The organism is Bacillus sp. NEAU-Y102, assembly GCF_054788175.1.
This window is the reverse complement of the sequence record NZ_JBTWFK010000012.1, coordinates 135,142-159,958: the sequence shown is the minus strand read 5'-3', so window position 1 is coordinate 159,958 and position 24,817 is coordinate 135,142. Positions and strand designations below refer to the sequence as shown.

Annotated in this window: 17 protein-coding genes and 1 pseudogene; 6 read left to right on the top strand and 12 right to left on the bottom strand. The window is 36.2% G+C overall.

The genetic code is table 11. From position 1 onward, the window contains the following. The first annotated feature begins 124 nt into the window (after positions 1-124). Complete coding sequence (gene cdaS / locus ACYFX0_RS25605; protein ID WP_098829142.1) at positions 125-730, top strand: sporulation-specific diadenylate cyclase CdaS; 606 nt, start codon at positions 125-127, stop codon at positions 728-730. Positions 731-911: 181 nt separating this feature from the next. Here cdaS and pepA read toward each other — a convergent pair whose 3' ends face one another. The 5 genes from pepA to ACYFX0_RS25580 all read right to left on the bottom strand — a co-directional run bounded on the left by pepA (position 912) and on the right by ACYFX0_RS25580 (position 5,408). Further along, positions 912-2,396, bottom strand: coding sequence for a cytosol aminopeptidase (pepA, locus tag ACYFX0_RS25600; RefSeq protein ID WP_106103679.1), 1,485 nt, complete (start codon positions 2,394-2,396; stop codon positions 912-914). A gap of 145 nt (positions 2,397-2,541) precedes the next feature. After that, positions 2,542-3,168, bottom strand: a complete 627-nt coding sequence (locus tag ACYFX0_RS25595; protein ID WP_000920103.1) for a 3D domain-containing protein — start codon at positions 3,166-3,168, stop codon at positions 2,542-2,544. Between the two features lie 87 nt (positions 3,169-3,255). Next, positions 3,256-3,573: a YuiB family protein gene (locus ACYFX0_RS25590; protein ID WP_000027012.1), complete on the bottom strand. Its 318-nt coding sequence runs from the start codon at positions 3,571-3,573 to the stop codon at positions 3,256-3,258. Then, on the bottom strand, positions 3,570-4,076 hold the full coding sequence (locus ACYFX0_RS25585) for an NUDIX hydrolase (RefSeq protein WP_000415307.1): 507 nt from the start codon (positions 4,074-4,076) through the stop codon (positions 3,570-3,572). The genes ACYFX0_RS25590 and ACYFX0_RS25585 overlap by 4 nt, the downstream gene beginning before the upstream one ends. A gap of 123 nt (positions 4,077-4,199) precedes the next feature. Continuing rightward, complete coding sequence (locus tag ACYFX0_RS25580; RefSeq protein WP_000856602.1) at positions 4,200-5,408, bottom strand: NAD(P)/FAD-dependent oxidoreductase; 1,209 nt, start codon at positions 5,406-5,408, stop codon at positions 4,200-4,202. Positions 5,409-5,869: 461 nt separating this feature from the next. On the opposite strand from ACYFX0_RS25580, the gene ACYFX0_RS25575 reads away from it, so the two are divergent. Further along, positions 5,870-6,859: an NAD(P)/FAD-dependent oxidoreductase gene (locus ACYFX0_RS25575; protein ID WP_000829785.1), complete on the top strand. Its 990-nt coding sequence runs from the start codon at positions 5,870-5,872 to the stop codon at positions 6,857-6,859. 114 nt (positions 6,860-6,973) lie between these two features. On the opposite strand, the gene ACYFX0_RS25570 is transcribed toward ACYFX0_RS25575, so the two are convergent. After that, positions 6,974-17,101: an isopeptide-forming domain-containing fimbrial protein gene (locus ACYFX0_RS25570; RefSeq protein WP_460272006.1), complete on the bottom strand. Its 10,128-nt coding sequence runs from the start codon at positions 17,099-17,101 to the stop codon at positions 6,974-6,976. A 428-nt stretch (positions 17,102-17,529) separates the two neighbouring features. Here ACYFX0_RS25570 and ACYFX0_RS25565 point away from each other — a divergent pair, with 428 nt between their 5' ends. Together ACYFX0_RS25565 and ACYFX0_RS25560 are read left to right on the top strand one after the other, a co-directional pair. Further along, positions 17,530-18,009: a GyrI-like domain-containing protein gene (locus ACYFX0_RS25565; protein WP_460272005.1), complete on the top strand. Its 480-nt coding sequence runs from the start codon at positions 17,530-17,532 to the stop codon at positions 18,007-18,009. A gap of 228 nt (positions 18,010-18,237) precedes the next feature. Next, positions 18,238-19,485, top strand: coding sequence for an MFS transporter (locus ACYFX0_RS25560; RefSeq protein ID WP_247727601.1), 1,248 nt, complete (start codon positions 18,238-18,240; stop codon positions 19,483-19,485). A gap of 17 nt (positions 19,486-19,502) precedes the next feature. On the opposite strand, the gene ACYFX0_RS25555 is transcribed toward ACYFX0_RS25560, so the two are convergent. Continuing rightward, entirely contained in the window at positions 19,503-20,384 is an 882-nt protein-coding gene (locus ACYFX0_RS25555) for a helix-turn-helix domain-containing protein (protein ID WP_460272004.1), read from the bottom strand. Positions 20,385-20,464: 80 nt separating this feature from the next. Here ACYFX0_RS25555 and ACYFX0_RS25550 point away from each other — a divergent pair, with 80 nt between their 5' ends. Further along, entirely contained in the window at positions 20,465-20,926 is a 462-nt protein-coding gene (locus tag ACYFX0_RS25550; RefSeq protein WP_000635492.1) for a 2-thiouracil desulfurase family protein, read from the top strand. A 30-nt stretch (positions 20,927-20,956) separates the two neighbouring features. Here ACYFX0_RS25550 and ACYFX0_RS25545 read toward each other — a convergent pair whose 3' ends face one another. The 4 genes and pseudogenes from ACYFX0_RS25545 to ACYFX0_RS25530 all read right to left on the bottom strand — a co-directional run. Beyond that, positions 20,957-21,310: a YxeA family protein gene (locus ACYFX0_RS25545; protein ID WP_000833121.1), complete on the bottom strand. Its 354-nt coding sequence runs from the start codon at positions 21,308-21,310 to the stop codon at positions 20,957-20,959. Positions 21,311-21,415: 105 nt separating this feature from the next. Next, positions 21,416-21,601: an O-methyltransferase gene (locus tag ACYFX0_RS25540; RefSeq protein WP_044783984.1), complete on the bottom strand. Its 186-nt coding sequence runs from the start codon at positions 21,599-21,601 to the stop codon at positions 21,416-21,418. A gap of 402 nt (positions 21,602-22,003) precedes the next feature. Next, positions 22,004-22,804: a hypothetical protein gene (locus ACYFX0_RS25535; protein WP_247727628.1), complete on the bottom strand. Its 801-nt coding sequence runs from the start codon at positions 22,802-22,804 to the stop codon at positions 22,004-22,006. 479 nt (positions 22,805-23,283) lie between these two features. After that, a pseudogene (locus ACYFX0_RS25530) lies at positions 23,284-23,376 on the bottom strand (iron-sulfur cluster assembly accessory protein); the annotation flags it as partial. 407 nt (positions 23,377-23,783) lie between these two features. On the opposite strand from ACYFX0_RS25530, the gene ACYFX0_RS25525 reads away from it, so the two are divergent. Continuing rightward, positions 23,784-24,347: a GNAT family N-acetyltransferase gene (locus ACYFX0_RS25525; RefSeq protein ID WP_460272003.1), complete on the top strand. Its 564-nt coding sequence runs from the start codon at positions 23,784-23,786 to the stop codon at positions 24,345-24,347. Positions 24,348-24,453: 106 nt separating this feature from the next. Here ACYFX0_RS25525 and ACYFX0_RS25520 read toward each other — a convergent pair whose 3' ends face one another. Next, entirely contained in the window at positions 24,454-24,807 is a 354-nt protein-coding gene (locus ACYFX0_RS25520) for a HesB/IscA family protein (protein ID WP_000573830.1), read from the bottom strand. Positions 24,808-24,817: the final 10 nt, after the last annotated feature.

Here is a 24,817-nt window from a genome sequence, read left to right as displayed (position 1 = left end):
CGTCATACCTTTATTATATGAAAAAAACATGCCGTATCTCAATATTTTATAAAATCTAGCAGGATTTTACTAGGAATATTTGTATACACTATTGTTAAATACTCCACTAAAGGGAATGAGGATTATGCACGAATGGGGCTTGTCAGAAGAGCTCAAAATACAAACAAAGCAAATGATTGAAATTGCTGAAAGAGAACTATCGATTATGAGGAACGCAATCGATAAAGAAGATGAATGCATTTTATGCAAAATGGAAGATATTCATCATATGTTGGCAAATGTACAAACATTGGCAGCTACATACTATATTCAGGCATATTTATCACCTTATACGGAAAGTTCATCTTTTATTACAACAGCTATCCAACATTTAAGCGCCAGAAAACATGGTGCTCTTATCGTTGTGGAACGAAACGAGACGCTTGAAGCTTTCATTCAAACTGGAACGACATTAAACGCTCACTTAACTGCACCATTACTCGAATCAATATTTTATCCAGGTAACCCTCTTCATGACGGTGCCGTTCTCGTAAAAAATAATCATATTGTCTCAGCTGCTAATATTCTTCCTTTAACGAAAAGTACAGAAGTTGATCCTGAGCTGGGAACACGGCACAGAGCTGCAATTGGCTTATCAGAAAAGAGTGATGCACTTATATTAGTTGTCTCTGAAGAAACGGGCCGTACTTCTTTTTCCTTAAATGGGATTTTGTATACGATTTCTTTATAAAGTGAAACTTTAATCAGCCCTCACCAATCAAGAGTTTACGAGCAGCTCGATCCACACTTAACTTCTTTGCTTCCGCTGAATTTTTGAGGTGAGGGTCTTACTGCCCGGCAAATAGCTAGATAAACAAACCTATAAAAAAGAAGACTGTTCCAAAATATTGGAACAGTCTTCACTTATACTCTTATTCTTCTCCGAAACGCTCCACAAGTGTTGCAAGTGTACGTACCATTGCACCAGTTGCTCCAGCTGGACCTAAGTCGTGCGCGCCTTTTGTTTCTGATGTTCCAGCGATATCTAAGTGTACCCACGGTGTATCTTCAGCGAATTCGCCTAGGAATGTACCTGCCATAACCGCATGTCCTTCACGGCCTGGTGAGTTATTTAAATCAGCAAACTTACTGTTTCTCACACGTTCTTTATCACGATCAAAAATCGGTAGTTGCCAAATTGGCTCATCTGTTTCCATAGAAGCCTCTAGCACTTGCTCAAATAACTCTTCATTATTTGTCATTGCGCCTGTCGTATAGTTTCCAAGTGCAACAATTACACCGCCTGTTAATGTTGCAACATCAACAAGGTAGTTTGCACCAAGTTTTTTCGCATACGTAATACCATCAGCTAAAGCTAGACGACCTTCTGCATCCGTATTTAATACTTCAATTGTCTTTCCGCTCATAGATGTGATTACATCGTCTGGCTTAAATGCCGTACCACTTACAACGTTATCAGTTGAAGGAATAACAGCGATCACATTTTGTTCTGGGCGCAGTTCTCCGATAATTTCCATCGCACCTAATACAGCAGCTGCACCGCCCATATCACCTTTCATACCAACCATGCCTTCACGTGGTTTTAAAGAATAACCACCTGTATCGTATGTAATACCTTTTCCAACGAATCCAATGACATCCGTCCACTCTTCTTTTCCTTTATAAATAAGAGCGATCATTTTTGGTGGCTCTACACTACCTTGGTTTACTGCAAGTAACGCACCCATACCAAGATTTTCCATCTCTTCTTTCTCAAGAACTTTATAGTCCATATCATACTTCTCCGCTAACTCAACAGCATACTCAGCAAGCTTTGTCGCTGTTAATACGTTTGGCGGCATATTTACAAGTGTACGAGCCGAGTTTGTTGCACGTCCATGTACGTAGCCAACTGTTAATGCGGCTTCAATTTCTTGTGCATCTTCCGCTGTAATAGCCGTGAACTTCTCTAACTCTTCACGATCCTTTTTATCTGATTTATACGTTTGTAACTCATATGTACCAAGGCCTTGTACTTCTGCTGCAATATGAGCTACATCAATCGCATCTAATTTCTCTGTTACGAAAGAATCAAGTAAGATTGCTGCATCTTGTACTTTTGCTACTTGTAATGTTTTAAACGCTTTTCCAAGAGCCGCACGTAACGTTTCTGTCGTGTAAGACTCTTTCTTGCCTAAACCAACAAAGTAATAACGTTTCACATTTGTTTTTCCTAAGCTATGTACTTTCGAAATGGCCTTTTTCTTCGTAGATAATTCTTTCTCTTCTAGTAAAACTTGTAATTGTCCTTCAAACGCTTTGTCCAGTTCTTGTACAAAACTACTCATTTTCTCTTCTTCAAATAGAGCAACAATCACTACTTCATGACCTGCTAATTCTTTTTGTACTTGAAACATGTTCAGACCCCCTAAATTTCTCTACCACCATTATAACTTTATTTTCTATAAAATGCGACAATTCCAACTACAGTTATATGACGTGTAAAATCTCCTCTATTATGAAATAAGCCAAGAAAAAAAGTCTAGCGTAATTACAACTAGACTATCTTTGTTTTAAATATTGACCACGAAACACTTGCATCGTTTCGTCTTGATTTAACATCGTTAACTCTTCTTCTGTAAACTTACCATTTCCTACTTTTACTACATACACATTTACTTTTTTCTTACCCCATTGGCTATAAACATCTTTCACCGTATCATAATATAGATCAAGACGGTTTCCTTTTATTGCACCGCCCTTATCAGCTACTACACCATACCCGTAACCTGGCACGAAGAGAATCGTTCCAATCGGGAATACGCGTAAGTCCGCAGCAATTGTGGAATATAAATCCCTTTTCACTTTAACACCTGAATATGTAATACCATACTCTGGATGCCCTGGCCTCTTACCAGTTGACTCAATCCCCGATGTATAACCTGTTGCAGTCATTTCAATTGAACGATATTTAGACCAGTCGTTTGCCTGCTCTAAAGCATTTATCACTTCTTTACTCGGAGCAACATTTCTCTTAACTTCTGCTGCATGTACTTCTTTTGCACTCGTTCCCTCATATTTCTTTACAATCTCTAATAGAGAAACTCCTGTGAAAGCATTCCATGTTACGCATAATGCAATTGCAAGTAAACAAGTCATCATAATGCGAATACAATATCGTTTTAACATTTTTACATTCCACACTCCTTCATCGTTAATCATTCCCTATACGATGAAGGAATATGCAAAAAAAATAATCTCCAAATGAATTGGAGATTAAAACATTTGATATCCGCTTTTCCGAAGTTTCTTGATCACGACTCCTGCTAAAGCAGCCCCTACTAATCCAGTAGATAGAATAAATAAGTCTGCTTGTCCTAAGTGCGATACACTTGTCCCAAATGAAGAAAATGTTTCTTTCGGCTTTGAAAAATAATCCCACATACTCGCTTTATTAATAATAAGCATACAAACAATCGGATACACAATAACCATTACCCATGTAGCCCGCAAAATCATGTTGAGTAAAAATCCAATTCCAAAGAACAAAATAAAGAATAACATCATTGAAATAAGTAGTACCGGTATACTCACTCTTTTTCCCTCTCCTTCGCACGTGCCGTAAATACGTGATAAGCTGTATAACCAAATGATTCTCCTGGATTTAATGTTTTGTCCACTTCAAGATGTAGTTCTGATCTTCCTTCTAACAAATATTTAATAAGTACAGACGTATTCGGATCGTCCGCAATCTTATCTGGATGTAAGAACGCCACTTCAGACAATTCTTTCTCCTGTACAATAATATTTTCTCCTTCAGGCTCCAAAAGGAAAATAATCATATTATCACTAATTTCATCACGAATAACACCCGATCGAACACCAATGATCCCCTTCACATGAGCGACAATGCCTGTCTCTTCTAACACTTCGCGTTTCACAGCTTCATCAACTGTCTCACCTTCATTTACAAAACCAGCCGGTAAAGACCATTTCCCTTTTAATCCACTGTATTTCTTCTTAACGAATAGCCACCTGCCATCTTTTGTAGCTACTAGACCGCTAACAGCTAGCCATACCTTCCCTCGTTTCTCCATGATGTAATAACCTCCTCCATCATAACGGACAGAATATTCTTTCTTTTTTATATATTATACTATATTTTTAATATGAAAAAAGCAGAAACAGCGCTTAGCCGTTTCTGCTTTTTCTACTATATATTAAAAGAACTTTAATTTACCTTTTTTAAGAACTAATAAAGGTCCACCTAATAAGAACAGGTAGCGGTTATCGATTACTTTCTTCATGAAGGAAGCTTTCCAACCTGTTAACTTTTTACCCATAACAACACCCATTGCATCGTCATGACCTAAAGAACATACAGATCCTTTATTATCGAATGCGAATTTTTTCATTTCGCCCTTGCCACGAACTAATACAGTTAAGTTGTGTGCAATGTTGTAACCTTGTTGAATTGCAATTTGTGCTGTTGGTGGGTATGGACGGTTAATTTCTTCGTTAATAATTAACGCGGCATCACCAACCATGAATACCTCTTCGTATCCTGGAGCGTGCATGTACTCATCAACTTTTACACGTCCGCGCATTGCTTCAAAGCCAGACTCTTCTACAATACCATTACCACGAACACCTGCAGCCCAAACTACTGTTTCAGACTTAATTAATTCCGTATCATCGCCATTTGCAACGATAATTCCTTCTTCAGTTGCTTCTTTAATTGCTGTACCGATGCGGAATTCTACGCCTTTTTTCTCAAGTTGTTTTACAGCGTATTCTACTAATGCTGGATCGAAACCTGGAAGTGCTGTTGGAGCCGCTTCTACACAAATGATACGTGCTTTTTCACGTGGTACATTGTACTGTTTGCAAAGTTCAGGAACACGGTTTGCAAGCTCACCTACGTACTCGATACCAGTAAATCCAGCACCACCAACAACGATTGTTACTAACTCATCGCGCTTCTCATCTGCATATTTAGCGAAACTAGCTTCCATATGCTCACGAATTTCACGAGTTGCATTAATGTTAGCGATTGAGAATGCATGCTCTTTTAATCCTGTAATTCCGAATGTTTCTGATTCGAAACCAAGACCGATTACTAAATAGTCATACTCTAACTCGCCGTCTTTTAAGATAATACGTTTTTCAGCAGCTTTAATTTCTACTACTGTGTCTTGTACAAAGTTCACTTTATTTGTATCAATAACGTCTTGAATATCTAGACAGATTTTTTCATCTTGTAATGTACCAGCTGCGCTCTCGTGTAACCAAGTCGCTTGGTAGTGATAGCTGTTGTTGTTTACTAACGTAATTTCAGCTTCATTTACAGATAATGCTTTTTGCAGACGAACAGTCGTAATCATCCCGCCATAACCTGCACCTAAAACTACGATTTTTGGAGTCTTCACCAAATCACAACCCTTTTCTTTATATAATAGTAATGAGAAATAATACCAAGTACTAAAAACTCTATTTGTCAAGAATGTGGAATTTATCACATTCTATATCATAACAAAACGCAGTCAAAAAATCGTACGAATTTTGTCATAGAAATTTAACATAATACTTCCCTATATTAGTCGGTTTTATTCCAGAATTCAAGCATCTGGCGAATTATCAATATTTTAAAATAACATAGCGTTTTCAAGGGTTTTTCAGCCTTTTTTTCATGTATTTTCCTTTCTGTATATTTTATACAATAAAAAAGAACCTATGCGAAAACTTACACACAATTCAGTCGTTTTCAGAAGTATTATGAACTCAAATATGCTATCATTTATTTGAAAGTGTCATCATTTGCAGGATTTTCGTGTACATATGAACAATATATGAAATCAATATCAAAATTCCATCTATAGGGGGAATGAAAGTGGCAGAAAATCAAAAAGTTTACGACATAACAATTATTGGTGGTGGTCCAACGGGACTGTTCACAGCATTTTATGGCGGTATGAGACAAGCAAGTGTAAAAATCATTGAAAGCTTACCTCAACTTGGAGGACAATTATCCGCACTCTACCCTGAAAAATACATTTATGATGTGGCTGGATTTCCAAAAGTGCGTGCACAAGAATTAGTCGATAACTTAAAAGAGCAAATGAAGAAATTTGATCCAACCGTTTGCTTAGAAGAAGCGGTTGATACGCTTGAAAAACAAGCTGATGGTATATTTAAACTTGTTACGAATAAACAAACTCACTATTCTAAATCAGTCATCATTACTGCCGGCAATGGTGCTTTCCAACCACGCCGCTTAGAATTAGAAGGTACAGCAAAATACGAAAAGAAAAACTTACATTATTTCGTTGATGATATGAATAAATTTGCTGGCAAGCGCGTCGTAGTATTTGGCGGTGGCGACTCCGCAGTAGACTGGACGATGATGTTAGAACCGATTGCTGAAAAAGTTACAATCGTTCATCGCCGTGATAAATTCCGTGCACATGAACATAGCGTCGAAAACTTAATGAATTCTCGTGCAGAAGTAAGTACACCGTATGTTCCAGTTGAACTCATTGGTGATGACAAAATTGAACAAGTCGTTCTTCAGCACGTAAAAACTGAAGAAAAAGTTATCATCGATGTTGATGACGTAATTGTAAACTACGGCTTCGTTTCTTCTCTTGGTCCAATTAAAAACTGGGGCTTAGATATACAAAAAAATAGCATCCTTGTGAATTCAAAAATGGAAACGAATATTCCTGGCATTTACGCTGCTGGTGACATTTGTACATATGAAGGAAAAGTAAAACTTATCGCTTGTGGATTTGGCGAAGCACCGACAGCAGTAAACAATGCAAAAGCTTACTTCGATCCAAATGCAAAACTTCAACCGATGCATAGCTCAAGTATGTTTTAATATGCAAAAATAAAAGCTCCTTCCATAAGTGGAAGGAGCTTTCCTTTTATATACCACGAAAGCACACTGAGTTCCATAAACTATCGAACTCAGTGTGCTTTTCGTCTAAAAAAATTATTGTTTTCTTCTTCTACCTAATACGAATAATACTCCGCCAACTAAGAATGAAATTCCCGCACCAACTGACATTATCCATGAATGTGCTGCCCCTGTTTTCGGTAATTCTTTTTCTACTTTTACTTGCGGTTCTTTAATTAACTTTTCAAGTTTTACTTCCGGTTTCTCCGGTTTCACTTCTGGCTCCTTCGGTTCTTTCGGATCCTCCGGTTTCACTTCTGGCTCCTTCGGTTCTTTCGGATCCTCTGGTTTCACTTCTGGCTCCTTCGGTTCTTTCGGATCCTCTGGTTTCACTTCTGGCTCCTTCGGTTCTTTCGGTTCTTTCGGCTTCACTTCTGGTTCCTTCGGTTCTTTCGGCTCTTCCGGCTTCACTTCTGGTTCCTTCGGTTCTTTCGGCTCTTCCGGCTTCACTTCTGGTTCCTTCGGTTCTTTCGGCTCTTTCGGCTTCACTTCTGGTTCTTTCGGTTCTTTCGGCTCTTCCGGCTTCACTTCTGGTTCCTTCGGTTCTTTCGGCTCTTCCGGTTTCACTTCTGGTTCCTTCGGTTCTTTCGGCTCTTCCGGCTTCACTTCTGGTTCTTTCGGTTCTTTCGGCTCTTCCGGCTTCACTTCTGGTTCCTTCGGTTCTTTCGGCTCTTCCGGTTTCACTTCTGGTTCTTTCGGTATCTTAAAATCTTCTTTTGTTTTCGGTAAAATTGTAACTGTAGGCTCAAGTGGCGGATTTATTTTATCGTCCACTACTGCTTTATTTGTTATCCCTTTACTTGGTGCTGCTTTTACCTTCACTTTAAAAATAATACTACGTTCTTTCGTATCTGTAATTTCTAGATACTTCGCTATTACTTTTCCAAACTCCATTTTTAACTCTACTGGATTTGGCTCCGCCCCTTCAAATCTAATGCTATCTTGCACGTACTCTAAACCGGCTGGAATTTCATCTTCTACCTTTACCTCTGCTAGTTTACCGTTTTCTACCGTATTTTTGAAACTAATTCGGTATTCTACTTCTTCTCCTAGCTTCGGTTCTTTATTATTTACTATCTTCGTCGCTTTTAACTTACCATCTTTATATTCTGGCTTTATTGTCGCTGTCGGTTCCATAACTGGATGATCTGGATCATCTACATGAATGATCGCTTTATTTGTTATTTCCTCTCCAACTTTTACTGATTCTTTTACCTTTACTTTAAAGATGATACTTCTTTCTTTCGTATCCGTAATTTCTGGATACCTCACTGTTACTTTTCCATTCTCGACTTTAAGTTCTGTTGGTACAGGCTTATCACCTACGGCCTCCAGACTTTCTTTCACATACTCTAAACCAGACGGAATTTCATCTTCAATCTTTACATCAACTAACTTCCCGCCATCTACTGTGCCGTTAAAAGTAATTCGATATTCGATTTCTTCCCCTAGCTTTGGTTCATGGTTACTTACTTCTTTCCTTGCCTCTAGTTTCCCATCTTTATATTGAGGTGTAATTGGTATAAGTGACTCAACTGGTGGATTTGTCGGATTATTATCATCCACAACGGCCTTGTTTATAATTTCTTTTCCTACTTGTACCGTTTCTTGTACTTTCACTTTAAAGATGATACTTCTTTTTTTTGTATCCGTAATTTCTGGATACTTTGCTGTTACTTTTCCATTCTCAACTTTAAGTTCTACTGGATTTGGTTCCGGCCCATCAGACTTTATACTATCTTGTACGTATTCTAAACCAGGTGGAATTTCGTCCTCTACTTTTACCTCAGTTAGTCTGCCTTTTTCTACCGTATTTTCAAAACTAATTCGATATTCTACTTCTTCTCCTAACTTCGGTTCATGGTTACTCACTGTCTTTTCAGCTTGTAATACACCCTCTTTATGTTGAGGTTGTATCGCGACATTCGGTTTCTCTGGTGGATTTATAGTATCTTCCACAACCGCCGTATTCACAATCGCTTTGCCAATTTTAGCTTTTTCTTTCACTTTTGCTTTAAAGACGATACTTCTTTCTTTCGTATCCGTAATTTCTGGATATTCTGCGAGTACTATGCCGTTTTTCACTTTTACATGCAACGGTTTTGGATTATCCCCCTCAGCTCTTTCGCTACCTTCTACAAACTCTAAACTGTTTGGTAATTCATCCTTAATTTTCACCTTCGCTAATTTTCCGTGCTCTACTACGTTACGGAAAGTAATTCGATACTCTACTTCTTCTCCTAATTTTGGAGCTGGATTATTTACTGTTTTCTCAGCTTTTAGTTTTCCGTCCTTATACTCCGGCGTAATAATCGCTTCTGGTTTTTGCGGCGGATTCTTCGGATTATCATCATCTACAATTGCCGTATTCACGATTTTCTTACCGACTTTTACTGCTTCCGTTACTTTTACCTTAAAGCGAATACTACGCTCAGCTGTATCAGTAATATTTTCATACTTCGCACTAACCTTACCAGCTTCTTCTTTTAACTCTACTGGCGCTGGCTCATTACCTTCTGATTTTAAACTATCCTTCACATACTCTAATCCATTTGGTAGTTGATCCTCAATTTTCACTTCTGCTAGTTTTCCGTTTTCTACCGTATTTTTAAAACTAATTCGGTACTCTACTTCTTCTCCTAGTTTTGGATCTTTTTTACTTACCTTTTTATTAGCTTTAAATTTACCATCTTTATGCTGCGATGTAATATCTACTTCCGGTCGCTCTGGTGGATTTTTTGTATCATCAACAATTGCTTTATTTACAATTGCCTTGTCCACTTCAACGGAATCTTTCACCTTCACTTTAAAGATAATGCTTCTTTCTTTCATGTCAGTGATATTTTCATACTTCGCACTAACCTTACCAGCTTCTTCTTTCAATTCTACTGGGGCCGGCTTATCACCTTCTGCTTTTAGACTATCTTTCACATACTCTAAACCAAACGGAATTTCATCCTCAATTTTAACCTCTGCCAGTTTTCCATCTTTCACCGTATTATTAAATGAAATTCGATATTCGATTTCTTCTCCTATCTTCGGTTTATGATTATTCACCTTTTTATGAGCAGCAATTTTACCGTCTTTATATTGCGGTGTAATTTTTGCTGTCGGATTAATTACTGGATGGTTCGGATCATCAACATGGATAATCGCTTTATTTGTAATGTCCTTACCTACTGTAACCGAATCTTTTACCTTCGCTTTAAAGACAATACTTCTTTCTTTCGTATCCATAATCTCTGAATACTTTGCCATTACCTTACCATTTTCTACTTTTAACTCCACTGGTTTTGGCTCTTCACCTTCAGCCTTTTCGCTTCCTTCTACAAACTCTAATCCAGCTGGAATTTTATCTTCTATTTTTACCTCTGCTAGTTTTCCATATTTCACCGTATTATTAAAAATAATTCGATATTCGATTTCCTCGCCTAACTTCGGTTCATGATTACTTACTTCTTTTCTTGCCTCAATTTTTCCATCTTTATATTGTGGTGTAATCGGTACATAAGGCTCTTCTGGTAGATCCTTTGTATCATCTACAATTGCCTTATTTACGATTTCTTCTCCCACTTTGACGCTTTCTTTTACCTTCGCTTTAAAGACAATACTTCTTTCCTCTGTATCTGTAATTTCTGGATACTTTGCCATTACTTTATTATTTTTCACCTGTAGCTCTACTGGTTTCGGTTTAGAACCTTCTGCTGTGATGCTTCCTTCTACATACTCTAAACCATTTGGTAATGTATCCTTTATATTTACCTCTGCTAGTTTTCCGTTTTCTACCGTGTTTTTAAAACTAATCCGGTATTCTACTTCTTCTCCTAGTTTCGGTTTATGATTATTTGCTACTTTCTGCGCAATAATTTTACCATCTTTATATTGCGGAGTAATTTCCACATGAGGCTCTACTGGCTCATTTTTTGTATCTACTACAATCGCTTTATTAACAATCTCCTTGCCTATTTCTGCCTCTTCTTTTACTTTCACTTTAAAGATAATACTTCTTTCTTTTGTATCCGCAATTTCTAGATACTTTGCCATTACCTTGCCGTTTTCAAATTTTAATTCTACCGGACTAGGCTTAAATCCTTCTGCTTGTAAACTGTTCTCTACAAACTCTAATCCAGCTGGAATTTCATCTTCTACTTTAACCTCTACTAGTTTTCCGTTTTCTACCGTGTTTTTAAAACTAATTCGGTATTCTACTTCTTCTCCTAATTTCGGTTTTTTATTGTTTACAAATTTCTCTGCTTTAAGCTTACCGTCTTTATATTCTGGCGTAATTGTTACTTCTGAAGTTGTTGGATCTTTTGTATCATCAACAACTACTTTATTGACAATGCCTTCACCAACTTTAAATTCTTCTTTTACTTTCGCTTTAAAGACGATACTTCTTTCTTCTATATCCGTAATTTCTGGATATTTTGCGATTACTTTGCCATCTTTCACTTTCAGTTCTACCGGATTCGGCTTAGATCCTTCTGCTCGTAAACTATCTTTCACATACTCTAATCCATTTGGTAAATCGTCTTCTATTTTTACCTCTGCTAGCTTTCCGTTTTCTACCGTGTTTTTAAAACTAATTCGGTATTCTACTTCTTCTCCTAACTTCGGCGTTTCATTATTTACCGTTTTCTTCGCTTCTACTTTTCCATCTTTATGCTGTGGAGTAATTTCTGCCGTCGGTGTTTCTGGCTCATTTTTCGTATCATCAATAATTGCTTTATTGACGATTTTTTTACCGACTTTCACTTCATCTTTTACTTTCACTTTAAAAGTGATACTTCTTTCTTCTGTATCCGTAATCTCTGGATACTTCGCCATTACCTTACCATTTTCCACTTTCAATTCCACTGGATCCGGCTTAGAACCTTCTGCTTTCACACTGTTTTCTACGTACTCTAAACCTTCGGGTAAAGTATCTTCTATTTTCACCTCTGCTAGTTTTCCGTCTTCTACCGTGTTTTTAAAACTAATTCGGTATTCTACTTCTTCTCCTAACTTCGGCGTTTCATTATTTACCGTCTTCTTCGCTTTCACTTTTCCGTCTTTATGTTGCGGAATAATTTCTGCTGTCGGTGTTTCTGGCGGATATTTCGTATCGCTCACAATCGCTTCATTAACAATCGAATCGCTCACTTTACCTTTTACTTTCACTTTAAAGGTAATACTTCTCTCTTTTGTATCTATAATCTCAGGATACTTCGCCATTACCTTACCGTTTTCAAATTTCAATTCCACTGGAACTGGCTTAGAACCTTCTGCTTTTAAACTATCTTTCACATACTCTAATCCATTTGGTAAATCATCTTCTATTATTACCTCTGTTAACTTTCCATGTTCTACCGTATTTTTAAAGCTAATTCGGTATTCCACTTCTTCTCCTAACTTCGGCGTTTCATTATTTACCATCTTTTTCGCTTCAAGTTTTCCATCTTTATACTGAGGAATAATTTCCGCTGTCGGATTAACTGGCTTGTTTTGTGAATCATCAATAGTTGCTTTATTAATGATTTTTTTACCAACTGTTACTTCTTCTTTTACTTTCACTTTAAAAACGATACTTCTTTCTTCTGTATCCATAATTTCTGGATATTTTGCCATTACCTTACCGTTTTCAAATTTCAGCTCTACTAAATCTGTTCCGGCACCTTCTGCTTTCAAACTATTTTCTACATACTCTAAACCTTCTGGTAAAGTATCCTCTATTGTCACGTCTGTTAGCTTTCCGTTCTTTACCGTATTTTTCATACTAATTCGGTATTCTACTTCTTCTCCTAACTTCGGTGTTTCATTATTTACGATTTTCTTCGCTTTAATTTTTCCATCTTTGTGTAATGGTGTAATTTTCGCTTCTGGTTCTTTCGGATGCTTCATATCATCAACAATTGCCTTATTGATGATTTCCTTACCTACTTCCGCTTCTTCCTTCACCTTTACCTTAAAGACAATACTTCTTTCTTTCATATCCGTAATATTGTCGTATTCAGCAATGACTTTTCCATCTTTCACACTTAACTTTAATGGAGCTGGTTTATCACCTTCAGCCTTTTCACTGCCTTTTACATACTCTAAACCGTTAGGAATTGTATCCTCTATCGTTACCTTTTCTAGTTTTCCGTTTTCTACCGTATTTTGAAAGCTAATTCGGTATTCTACTTCTTCTCCTAGTTTTGGTGATGGATTATCTACTGTCTTCTTCGAATCAATTATTCCATCCTTATATTGCGGAGTAATTCTTTCCTCCGGCTCAATCGGTGGATTTTTCGTATCATCAACAATTGCTTTATTGACAATCTCTTTATCTACTTTTGCTTCTTCCTTCACCTTTACTTTAAAGACGATACTTCTTTCTTTCATATCCATAATATCGATATACTTAGCTTTGACTATTCCATTTTCAACAGCTAATTCTACTGGTCCAGGTGCTTCTCCTTCGGCCTTGATACTATTTTCTACATATTCAAGACCTTTTGGAATTGTATCTTCCACTCGCACCTCTTCTAGTTTTCCGTTCTCAACCGTATTATGAAAACTAATGCGGTACTCGATTTCTTCTCCTAACTTCGGTTTCTTATTATTAACTACCTTTGTAGCAGCAACTTCACCTTTTTTACTTTGCGGTGTAATAACAACCTTCGATTCAACAGGCTCATTTTTCGGATCTTTTGCAATTGCTTTATTTACAATTGCCTCCCCTACTTTTGCCGAATCTTTTACTTTCACTTTAAAGACAATACTTCTTTTTTCTGTATCCGTAATTTCTGGATACTTTGCCATTACTTTGCCGTCTTCCACTTTTAGTTCTACTGGCTCTGGTTTTATACCTTCAGCTTTCAAACTATCTTTCACGTATTCAACACCTTTAGGTAGTGTATCTTCTACTAGCACCTTTTCTAGTTTTCCGTTTTCTACCGTATTATAAAATGTAATTCGGTATTCCACTTCTTCTCCTAGTTTTGGTGTTTGATTCGTTACGCTTTTTTCAACATCCACTTTACCGTATTTATAATCCGGCGTAATCTTTTCTTCTGGATGCTCAGTTTGTCCATTTGGCTCACTCACAACCGCTTTATTAACAATTGTTTCTCCGGCTTTTGCCTCTTCTTTTACTTTCACTTTAAAGGCAATGCTTCGCTCTTTTGTATCCGTAATCTCTGGATATTTGGCGATTACCTTACCATTTGCTACTTTTAACTCTACTGGATTTGGTTCAACACCTTCAGCTCTCTCACTACCTTGAACAAATTCTAAGTTAGCTGGAATTTCATCTTCTATTGTAACTGCATCTAGTTTTCCATTTTCCACCGTATTTTTGAAGCTAATTTGATATTCAACTTCTTCTCCTAGCTTCGGCTTTTTATTTGTTGCTTTTTTCTTTGCAGCAATTTTACCGGCCTTATGCTGTGGTGTAATCTTCTCTTCTAAATCCTTTGGTGGATTTGTTTTATCACTAACGGTTGCTTTATTAACAATTTCTTCACCAATTTTTGCAGTTTCTTTTACTTTTGTTTTAAAGATGATACTTCTTTCTTCCATATCCATAATTTCTGGATACTTTGCAATTACTTTGCCATTTTCAAACTTCAGCTCTACTGGCTCTGGTTTTGCACCTTCTGCTTTCAAGCTATCTTTCACGTATTCAAGACTACTTGGTAATTCGTCTTCAATTGTCAATACATCTAGACGTCCATCTTTTGTCTTATTTTTAAATGTAATACGATACTCTACCTCGTCACTTAGCTTCGGTGTTTTATTAGAAGCTATTTTTCTTGCCTCTATTTCTCCCGGAACTTCTTTCGGAAGCGTAACCGTAACATTTGCATCATCTGTAGTTTCATAATTTACCTCGGTACTATCTTTTCCCTTTACAGCAACGATATTTTTTATTGTTGTATCTGATTGTACAGAAGCTTTCACTTTTACTTTAAATGTAATAATGGCACTTTCACCAGGTTTTAAAACACCGCCGTCTTTAGCATCTGCCCCTTCACCAATACGGAAATCAATTTGATTATTTACAAACTCTGCTTCATCATCGCTTACATTATCTGTTTTATTTCCTTTATTACTTCCAGAAATATATTGTATAGATTCCGGAACATACTCTAAACGATCATCTAATTTATCAAAACCTTTTACATTAGATACAGGTGCTTGATTATTTTTCGTATCATTTTTCACTTCAATTTGATACGTAAACTCTTCACCGGATTTAATTTCCTTAACTTCTTTACCAGCACCATCTAACGCCTTTTTATCAACTTGTAAGTTTGGAGCATTATGTTCTGTTACGAATGTAGCATTGTTTAATACGTAAATATCACCAGTACCACCATTTGCTCTAAAACGCATTTTTGCTTCTTTTAAATCATTTTTTACTTGAGTGGGCCCTTCAAAGTGATATGTATGAATGTCAGTACTGAATGAATTTGTCCAATCCGGGTTATATCCTGGATATTTTTTTGTAACAAACTCGTTAGTACCGTCTACTTGTACTTCTGTCATAGACGAATCATTCGCATCATTATCTTTACCGTTAATATTCTTTATCTTTATATATCCAGCACCAAAATCATATTCTCCATAATCATATGCATATCCATCTTTCTCAGCTGGATCACCTTGCGATGAAAAATAACTAAATTTCGCCTTAAAAGCACCTTCTTTTGGTGTGTTTATTTTATTAACACTAATATCTGTCCAGGCTGTACTTTTTTGAGAGACTAACCCTTCCCAAATCTTCATGTCTTTTACTGTTTCTTTATAGTTTTCATAAACTAATATAAGATTCCAGTTACCCCAGTAATAGCCGCCACCTGTTACATCTTTAATTTGTGGCACATTCGCAACTGTCAACGTTTGAGAAATACCTTGCTGTGCAATTACATTTGTTACATCTGCATACGCAACATATCCTGCGCCACTACCTGAGTAATTAGAAATATAAGGTAGGTAATCCGCTTTTCGTATGCTATCAGCACTTACCTCTGCATATTCTTTATTTCCCATTTTCATTTTGACTGGTTGTCGTACATCATTATCACTAACTCTTTGATTAACATTTGTACTAGTTACAGTTCCCATTGCAGCTGTCCAAAACAAATACGCCTTTTTCACTTTACTTCCGGCAGGGATGTTAGGAAATGCACCTGTTGACGAATTAAAAGTACTATCATCGTTATCAACGTCCACAGTCATTTTATTCGTTTTATAACCCATACTTTGTCTTCCATAATGATCCGTAGTCAAACCAAGCGTCACATTACCAGTCTGTACTAAATTACCAGAAGCAATTGTAGAATACAGTGGATCTCCAAACCCTTGTTTATCTCCTGTTTGGATTTGAACCTTCGAAGCATTTTCTGATGCAGCTTGTACTTCTGCATCACTCTGCTTTACTGCTAAAGGTGATTGCTTTTTCTCTTTTTCTAGTTGCTTCTCAGCTTCAGGTTGTTTTATCTTCTCTATTTCTGTTTTTCGTGCAAGTTTATTTTTATCCTCTGCAGATACTTTTGCATCCACTTCTTTAACTTTTGAATCAGTTGTTGATCCGATAGCTTTCTTACTACTGTCAGCCTCATCATCGGTATTAGCTTCTAAATTCTCTCCAGAAGGAAGCCCTTCAACATCTACAGACATGTTTCCTATTTGTAGTTGATCCTTTTGCACACTAATTTTTTGCTTATACTCTTTATTAAAATGTTGTGCACGACGAGCTTTTATTAACACAGTCATTTTTTCATGTGATTTTAAATCTTTAATTTTAAGATTAGAAGAAAGAATCTTTCCTCCCTTATCTTTTTCCTCTACATAGAAATCCGCTACCTTATTTTCAGGTAACTTCTCTCCGTTTACTTTCACAGATTGCGAAGGGAACGTAATTTCATTTTCATTATTTTGTTTAAGCACCAATTCTTGAATTGGTGTAGCTCCCGTATTTTCAATCGTATATTGAAATACGTGCTCCCTCTCCGCTACTTCTCCCTTATATATTTCAGCATTTACTTGCTCTGCCTTAATTTTCACATCATTTCCTTGTAACTCATCCCAGCTTTTTTTATTTATCTTTGTAGCAAAAGCACTGGGTGAAGGCAATATGATGGATAGGAGAAGTGTGATCATCGTTACGACATTAAAACACTTCAATACTTGCTTCATATTTTCTACCTTTCTCCTTTCTATATACTTGCTATCCGTCTACTTAATTTCGTAGCCGTATACATAGCAATATATATCCACTCGCAACAATCCGACCTACGAAAATGTATCGTTGAAATCCCAATGTCAACAATATAAATCTCATAGAATATTACTATTTTAATTTATCAAAAATAGCATATATACCAGACACTTATATAAACCTATAAAAACACCTGATAATATAGGTCTATATAACAGTTTAAGGATACATAAAAAGCTTAACATATCTCTTAATCTATTCATACATACAATAGAAATTCTACCATTTTTAGTCATTTCTGTTTGTTATTTATGATTAAAATTTTCAAAAAACAATAACCGTTACATGTAAAAATATGTTATATTATTAAAGAACATATGTTCTTATTTTAAAGGAGGAATTTGTAATGATAAACGAACCCATTATCGTAAAAAAAGAAGCTTTCCAAGCAATCGGCGTTTCGGTTACGACGACTAATGAAAAAGAAGCATCTACTGAAGGAAAAATTCCCGAGCTCTGGAACCGATACTTTCAAGAACAAATGATGCATCACATCCCAAATCAACAAACGAAAGAAACACTCGCTTTCTACTCCAACTACGAATCAGTTGAAACTGGTACATATACATTTACAATCGGTATGCCCGTTTCTTCACTAAAAGAAGTTCCTGAAAATATGACAACTTTAACAATACCCGCCGCTACGTATGCGGTATTTACAACGAGAAAGGGACCAGTTGCTGAAGTCGTTTGCGAAGCTTGGGAATATATTTGGAAATGGTCGAAAGAAAATAAACGTGCTTTTACAACAGACTTTGAGCTTTATGATGAAAAAGCAACAGATCCAACCAACGTACAATTGGATATTTATATTGCATTAGCCTGAACGACAAAAAAGAAGATACCATTTGGTATCTTCTTTTTTGTCGTTAAATAGCCACTGTGCAAATTCATTATTATTGTCTACAATGAGAAAGTGCAGTATAGAAATATTAGAAACTGTATAAAGTGAAACTATAATCAGCGAGGGACATCTCTCATTGAGTATTAGCCCTCACCAATCGGGCGTTTACTGTTTTTTTAGTTTAAATTTGTCACATAGAAAGGAAGCAATATGGAGGAACTACAACAAAATAAAACTGCTTTAGAAGGAAGCGGAAAACCGTTATTAAAAAATACGAATTTCCTTTTTCTTTGGGCAGCTACTCTTTTTTCAAGCTTTGCTTTAGCCTTTTTTACTTTTTCACAAACGTGGTACATAGCAAAAACATTAAACCTTGAAGCTTCACTCGGTGTTGTTTTCGTAGCTCTTAGTGTTCCAAGGCTTATTTTTATGATTATCGGCGGCGCTGTAGCTGATAAATTCCCGAAAAAAAACATTATGTTTTACTCCAATATTATTCGAGCGATTCTTGTTGCAACCATTCTCACATGGTTTATCGTTGGTGATGTAACACTATATACATTTGCTTTATTCGCTTTATTCTTTGGACTTGCCGATGCTTTCTTCTGGTCAGCAGATGGATCTATCTTACCGGAATTGGTAGAAAAAAGCCGGTTAACACAAGCGAATTCACTTACACAAATGACGAACCAAGCATCGGTCATCTTAGGCCCTGTACTTGGCGGAATTCTTATCAAATTCACAAACTACGAGACAATATTTTCTATTACAATTTTATTACTGATTGTCGCGGCCATACTCGTTCAAAAAATACAATTTACGATGCCAGAACTAAAAGATACGGATAAAGGTATGTTCACTTCCATTAAAGAAGGAATCTTATATGTAAAGGAATCACCATTCCTTTCAACTTTCCTTATTTGTAGCGCCTTTTTAAACTTATTTTTGATCGGCCCGATGCAAGTTGGTTTCCCGCTTTTTGTTAAAAACGTGCTGCATGGTGATTCACTCCAGTTTAGTTACTTAGAAGCATCTGTAGGCGGCGGAATGGCAATCGGTGCTGTCATTGTCGGTTTAAAAAATATTAATCGTAGGCGCGGTCTTTTTTGTATTATCATGATGCTATTGTCTGGTGTATTCTTCTTAGCCATCAACTTTAGCACCGTACTTTGGCAAGCACTATTAGCCGGCATGTTTTATGGTATTACAATTGCAATGGCTATCGTTCCGCTTATGGCGATGATTCAATCGACAGTAAAAGAGGAAATGATGGGACGCGTAATGAGCTTACTTATGCTATCATCAATGGGCTTTATCCCGCTCTCTTATGCATTCACATCAATCGCACTTGCACTGGGAATTCCAATCGTAACCGTTATGAAAAGCGGTGCAATTGCTGTTATCGTCTTCGTACTATTTGTAGCGATTCGTGTTCCAGTTGTAAGAAAGTTCGACTAGCTACTTGGAGTCATGTATTATACGCATGGCTCCTTTTTAAATGGATCAAATAACGCTATCCCCTTACTTCTTCTCAGTGCCGCTCCCCATTCTAATCCAACCTCTAAAAATAAATCTCGCACTGTACTATATAAAAGTGCCTTCACATTTTTACGGATTTCCCCGTATTTATAAGCTCTCACGACACTCTTCACTCGCCAAATGAAATTTCCATACACTTCTTCATCAGCTAATATTTGCTCTAGTAAAACACCTTGCTCTAGCAATCCGCTCTTTTTATATGCAAGTTCTACCTTACTCCAAAATATATTAATCTTCTTCGGATTACTCGTCATCGGCAGAAGTGCGTATATAAAAGGCTTCGGTATATCATGACGGCAATACGTCTCATCAAGCTCGTACGTTATTTTTCTTTTCTCTTTTATTTGTGGAATGTTTTTAGAAAGAATTGTTTCCCTCTCGTTTTTTTGTTCCTTTCCGCTACAGCCAGCTGCATAATCCTCACTTTTACAAGCGGACATTTTCATACGGTCATCCATGCGGTCAATTGCAGATATAAGAAAAATATATAAATTCGCACTATACCCGCCGCGCTTATGTCTTTCTTTTGTTGCAACACGCTTTATAATTCCTAGTCCCTCTAACTTTGCAATTGAACGGCGTACTGTACGAATACTCTTTCCAACATTCTTCGCAATCGTCTCCATTAACGGACAGGCGACTCCTACTGTTTTTTGTTTCTCATTCACCGCATACTTTCCTAAAAAATGAATAATGATAGAATCATTTTTATTCAATTGAAATCGGTAGCACTTCAAAACTTGTTTTTGATATGTATTAAACTCTTCTTTACTTCGAAATTCACTATATGGTTTCATTAAATTATATAAGCTTCCCATTTATATCACCTCATTTATAAGTAAGAGGCAGGAAGAGAATTTGGCGTGGAATTTAATATTTTTTTAATGGAGATGAAAATATGATCGTAATTAGCGCTTGTTTAGGTGGTATCGCTTGTCGATATGACGGAAATGACAATCTCGTTTCAAAAATAGAGGAGCTTCTGCAAAAAGAAGATACCGTCCTCATTTGTCCTGAAGTATTAGGGGGACTACCAACGCCTCGTCCTTCCGCTGAAATTATTGGCGGGAATGGCGACGACGTTTTGGACGGAAAAGCGAAAGTGATGACAAAAGATGGTGAAGATGTCACAGAAGCTTTCGTAAATGGCGCTTATAAAGCATTAGAACAAATTAAAAATTTACAACCAGAATATATTATTTTAAAGGAACGTAGTCCATCTTGTGGTAGTTCTACGATTTATACTGGAGAATTTAACGGTAATAAGCAAACTGGTTACGGGGTAACTACTGCTTTATTTAAAAGATACGGATTTAAAGTCTTTTCAGAAGAAGAATTTGAAAGCAAAAAAAGGAATTGACCCTGTTCGTCAATTCCTTTTCTATCTGTCTTATTTCACGCCTAATTTTTCTTTCACTTTCGCTGGAAGCTCGTCTTTCTTCACTTCTTCCCAAGCTGTTACACCTTTTTTATCTGAGTTGTATACGCGTAGGAATGCTTCTTTACGAAGGTTTTTTTGTGCTGTGAATTCCAATTCTTTTTCTTCTCCACCTTTATCGAATCCTTTTAATTTATACTCGAAATATTTATGTGGCTCTCCGTTATCAAATTTCTCATTTTTTTCAATTCCATCAGCTTTAATTTGAAGATAATACTCATCTTTTCCTAAACGATTAATATCACAACCAACTAACAGACTTGCAAATACAACTAAAATACTAAATAGTGCAATGTATCTTTTCATTTCCTTCACCTCATATGTTTTTCTTATATTCTTATCTTAAAGCGCAGAGCTTAAAGAAGAAATTCAAAAACATGACATGAACATTACACTTTTGTAAGATAATAATTATTTCTTCACTTTAGAAATCTTCATTCCATCACCAATTGGAACGAGTACAGATTCTAAATGCAAGTCGTTTTCTATTATTTCATTAAACTTCTTCATAACTTCTGTATAACGTTTTTGTTTCGCACACTCATCACCTACACTACCGCCAATAACGTCTTTCACGCCAATTTCGCCATTTATCACGTAATTTCCTTATACCGTTTATTACGCCTTCTATTATGCCCTCAATTATAATCTCTATTACAAGATATCTCACTAAACTAATAATAGGTTTAATTACGTATCTCCCTATGAATTCAAGAATATCCTCCATCATATTTTCCTCCTTATTTCAAAAGGAAGCTGCTACTACGCGTCCTCTTACGTTCAGTTACAACCGCTGTCCTACTGCGATATATACCAACAAGAATAATACGACAACAACATCCACAATAACGCTATTGAATTTGGAAGAAACTTCGGTAAATACTGATACTATAGTTAACATGGCTAATAAAAACACTTTCCATCTATATTCGGGTATGCTCCCAAAAACTTTATAAAATCAACGAAAACTTTACTACAACTCTTCCCGTAACTAATTTATTATCGTGGTAAACCGTCTTCCACTACATCCGTAACAGTTCCATTCGGTTCAAAGATTACACGTAATGATCCTTCTCCACCATAACCCGTATAGTCATATACTGAATAAGATTTATATTTCTCAATCACATGTGGCTGTCCAATTGCAGCTTTTACCTGATTCGCAGGCATACCTTTTTTGATTTTCAAATAGTGATTGTAACTTACTGCTGCCGAATTGTTATTTACATCTTTATACCACGGTACACGATCGTTTTTTTCTTCATATTCCTTTACAGGCTCTTCAATACGTTTCGTAGATACCCGATTCTCTTTACCTTTCTCTGTATCTTTCTCTGTATCTTTATCTGTATCTTTATCTGTATCCTTTATAGCAGTACGTTCAATATTCACAACGTAACCATATGTATTTAATTCAACCATAATTTCATATGTACCATCCGTATCTTTTTCAGTATAAAATACGCGTTTTTCATTGTTATTATAATGTTTTATGTTCTCACCACCGTAGTCAATCGTATTAAGAATATCCGTATACATCATACCTTCCTCAATCTTTTTAGATTCATCATGAGAAATGTAACGCTTCTGTGATGATGGAGCGTCCTCATTTTTAATACTTTCACGTTTACTCGTAGTCATAGGTGTTTTCTTCTGTTCTTTTAGTACGTCACCTTCCGCCTTCGCTGGTTGCTTTACTCCTACTTTTGTTAATACGTCTGTATCGCTAGAACAAGCTCCCAAAATCGATACTGTAGTCAACGCCATCCCTACTATAAGTACTCTCTTAAATGACTTCACTCTAATCCCCCCGGTATTTTTTAATATCTAGTAATCAACGTATTTTAATTAATACGGAACTATTCAGTTCTATACAATTTGCTATAGCCTTCTCCCTCATGCACCTTTTTTATATAAAGTGAAACTTTAATCAGCCCTCACCAATCGGGCTTTTATGGAATAAATCTACCTATTAGTCATAACCGATGCAGCTACAGCTAATCCAAACATGGTCACCAATCATCTTCGTTACAAATATTAACATTAAATATAACTAATAAATAGTATATTTCTCCTATTCATTTACATTTCTGTTGCATAATCTTATCTTAAAACGAACAATATGAAACTCGATTAATCATATATCCCATATATAATAACATTTAAATTAAATTCTAAAGTAACTTTACATGCATTTTCTGTTTTAACGCCAAAATAAAAGACCTTCCTAACGATTTTATTCTATCGCTAAAAAGGTCTTTCCTATTTTGGCTAAAAACTTAGCACTCTTCTGGCTTACCAGCATTCGTCGCTGTACGGAAAGATGATCCAAATCTGCATGATGCGATTGTGTTTAGATAATCAATCTTGAATTATGCGTTCAATTTAAAGCAGGTTAAAAAATAATAATTCCTTATTCAATTAACATATGCATTAGTTTAACAGCCTAATGCTGCTGTACCAACTGATAGTTTAGTTTTCAATATGTGAAAAGGGATTTCTAAATGATGAATTGAATATATATTTATTGTTTACTCGTTTTTGAGAGGTTCCTTTATGGGAAGATAAGCTTTACTATATTCCTGTACTTCACACAGTTCTATAATAACTAATAGTGATGCTGTGACGTGATTTTCTATTAGTGAGATAAAGTATTTTTCAATTCATTTATTATAAATTGCGACTCTCGTCCTCAAGAATTATTTCTTTTGGGTGAAAGTTTTTTTATGATATAAGTTTCATTCTGTCATAATTTAAAGGTTTCGAGAGGAGAAATAATATGAATCCTATTTTATTAGATGTTCCGTTACAAATAGAAACAGACAGACTCATTCTTCGAGCACCACTTCAAGCAGGTGAAGGGAATGTAGTACATGAAGCTATTAAAGATTCAATTCGTGAATTAAAGCCATGGTTGTCTTTATTCCAGTCCATTCCTATTGTTGAAGAAACGGAAATTCTCCTGAGAAATGCGCATATAGATTTTTTGAAAAGAGAAAGCTTTCGCTATCTTATCTACCATAAGGAGACGAATGATTTTGTTGGAACGGCTAGCCTTCATCGAATTAATTGGAAGGTTTCTAAATGCGAAATTGGATATTGGATTAACACGCAATTTAGTGGCAGTGGATATATGACAGAAACAGTAAGTGTGTTAACAAACCTTGGATTTCAGTTATTCAAATTTAGAAGGATTGAAATCCAATGTGAATCTAATAACACGAAAAGTCGTGCGATTCCTGAAAAACTAGGCTTTGAACTTGAAGGGATATTGCGTAATGAAGATTTTTCAGCTGGCGGTAAACAACTAGCTGATACATGCATCTATGCAAAGATAAAGTGAAACTTTAATTAGCCCGTACCAATCAGGATTTTACGGCAAAAGAAAAGACCTCCTTAACGATTTTATTTCATCGCTAAAAAGGTCTTTCTCTATTTCTGCTAAAAACTTAGCACTCTTCTGGCTTACCAGCATTCGTCGCTGTACGGAAAGATGATCCGCATCCGCATGATGCGATTGCGTTTGGATTGTCGATTGTGAATCCGCCGCCAAGCATCGATTGTTTATAATCAATTTTTACTCCTTTAACAATTGGAGCACTTTCTGTATCGATAACAAATTCAACACCGAAAAACTCAAGAACTGTGTCGTCTTCTTTTGGTTCTACTTCAAATCCTAAGCCGTAAGAAAGGCCAGTACATCCGCCGCCGTGTACAGCAAGGCGCACGTACTTCTCTCCATCTTCAGCATCTTTTAACATATCTTTAATTTGAAAAGCTGCTTGTTCTGTTACTTCAATCATGAAATACACC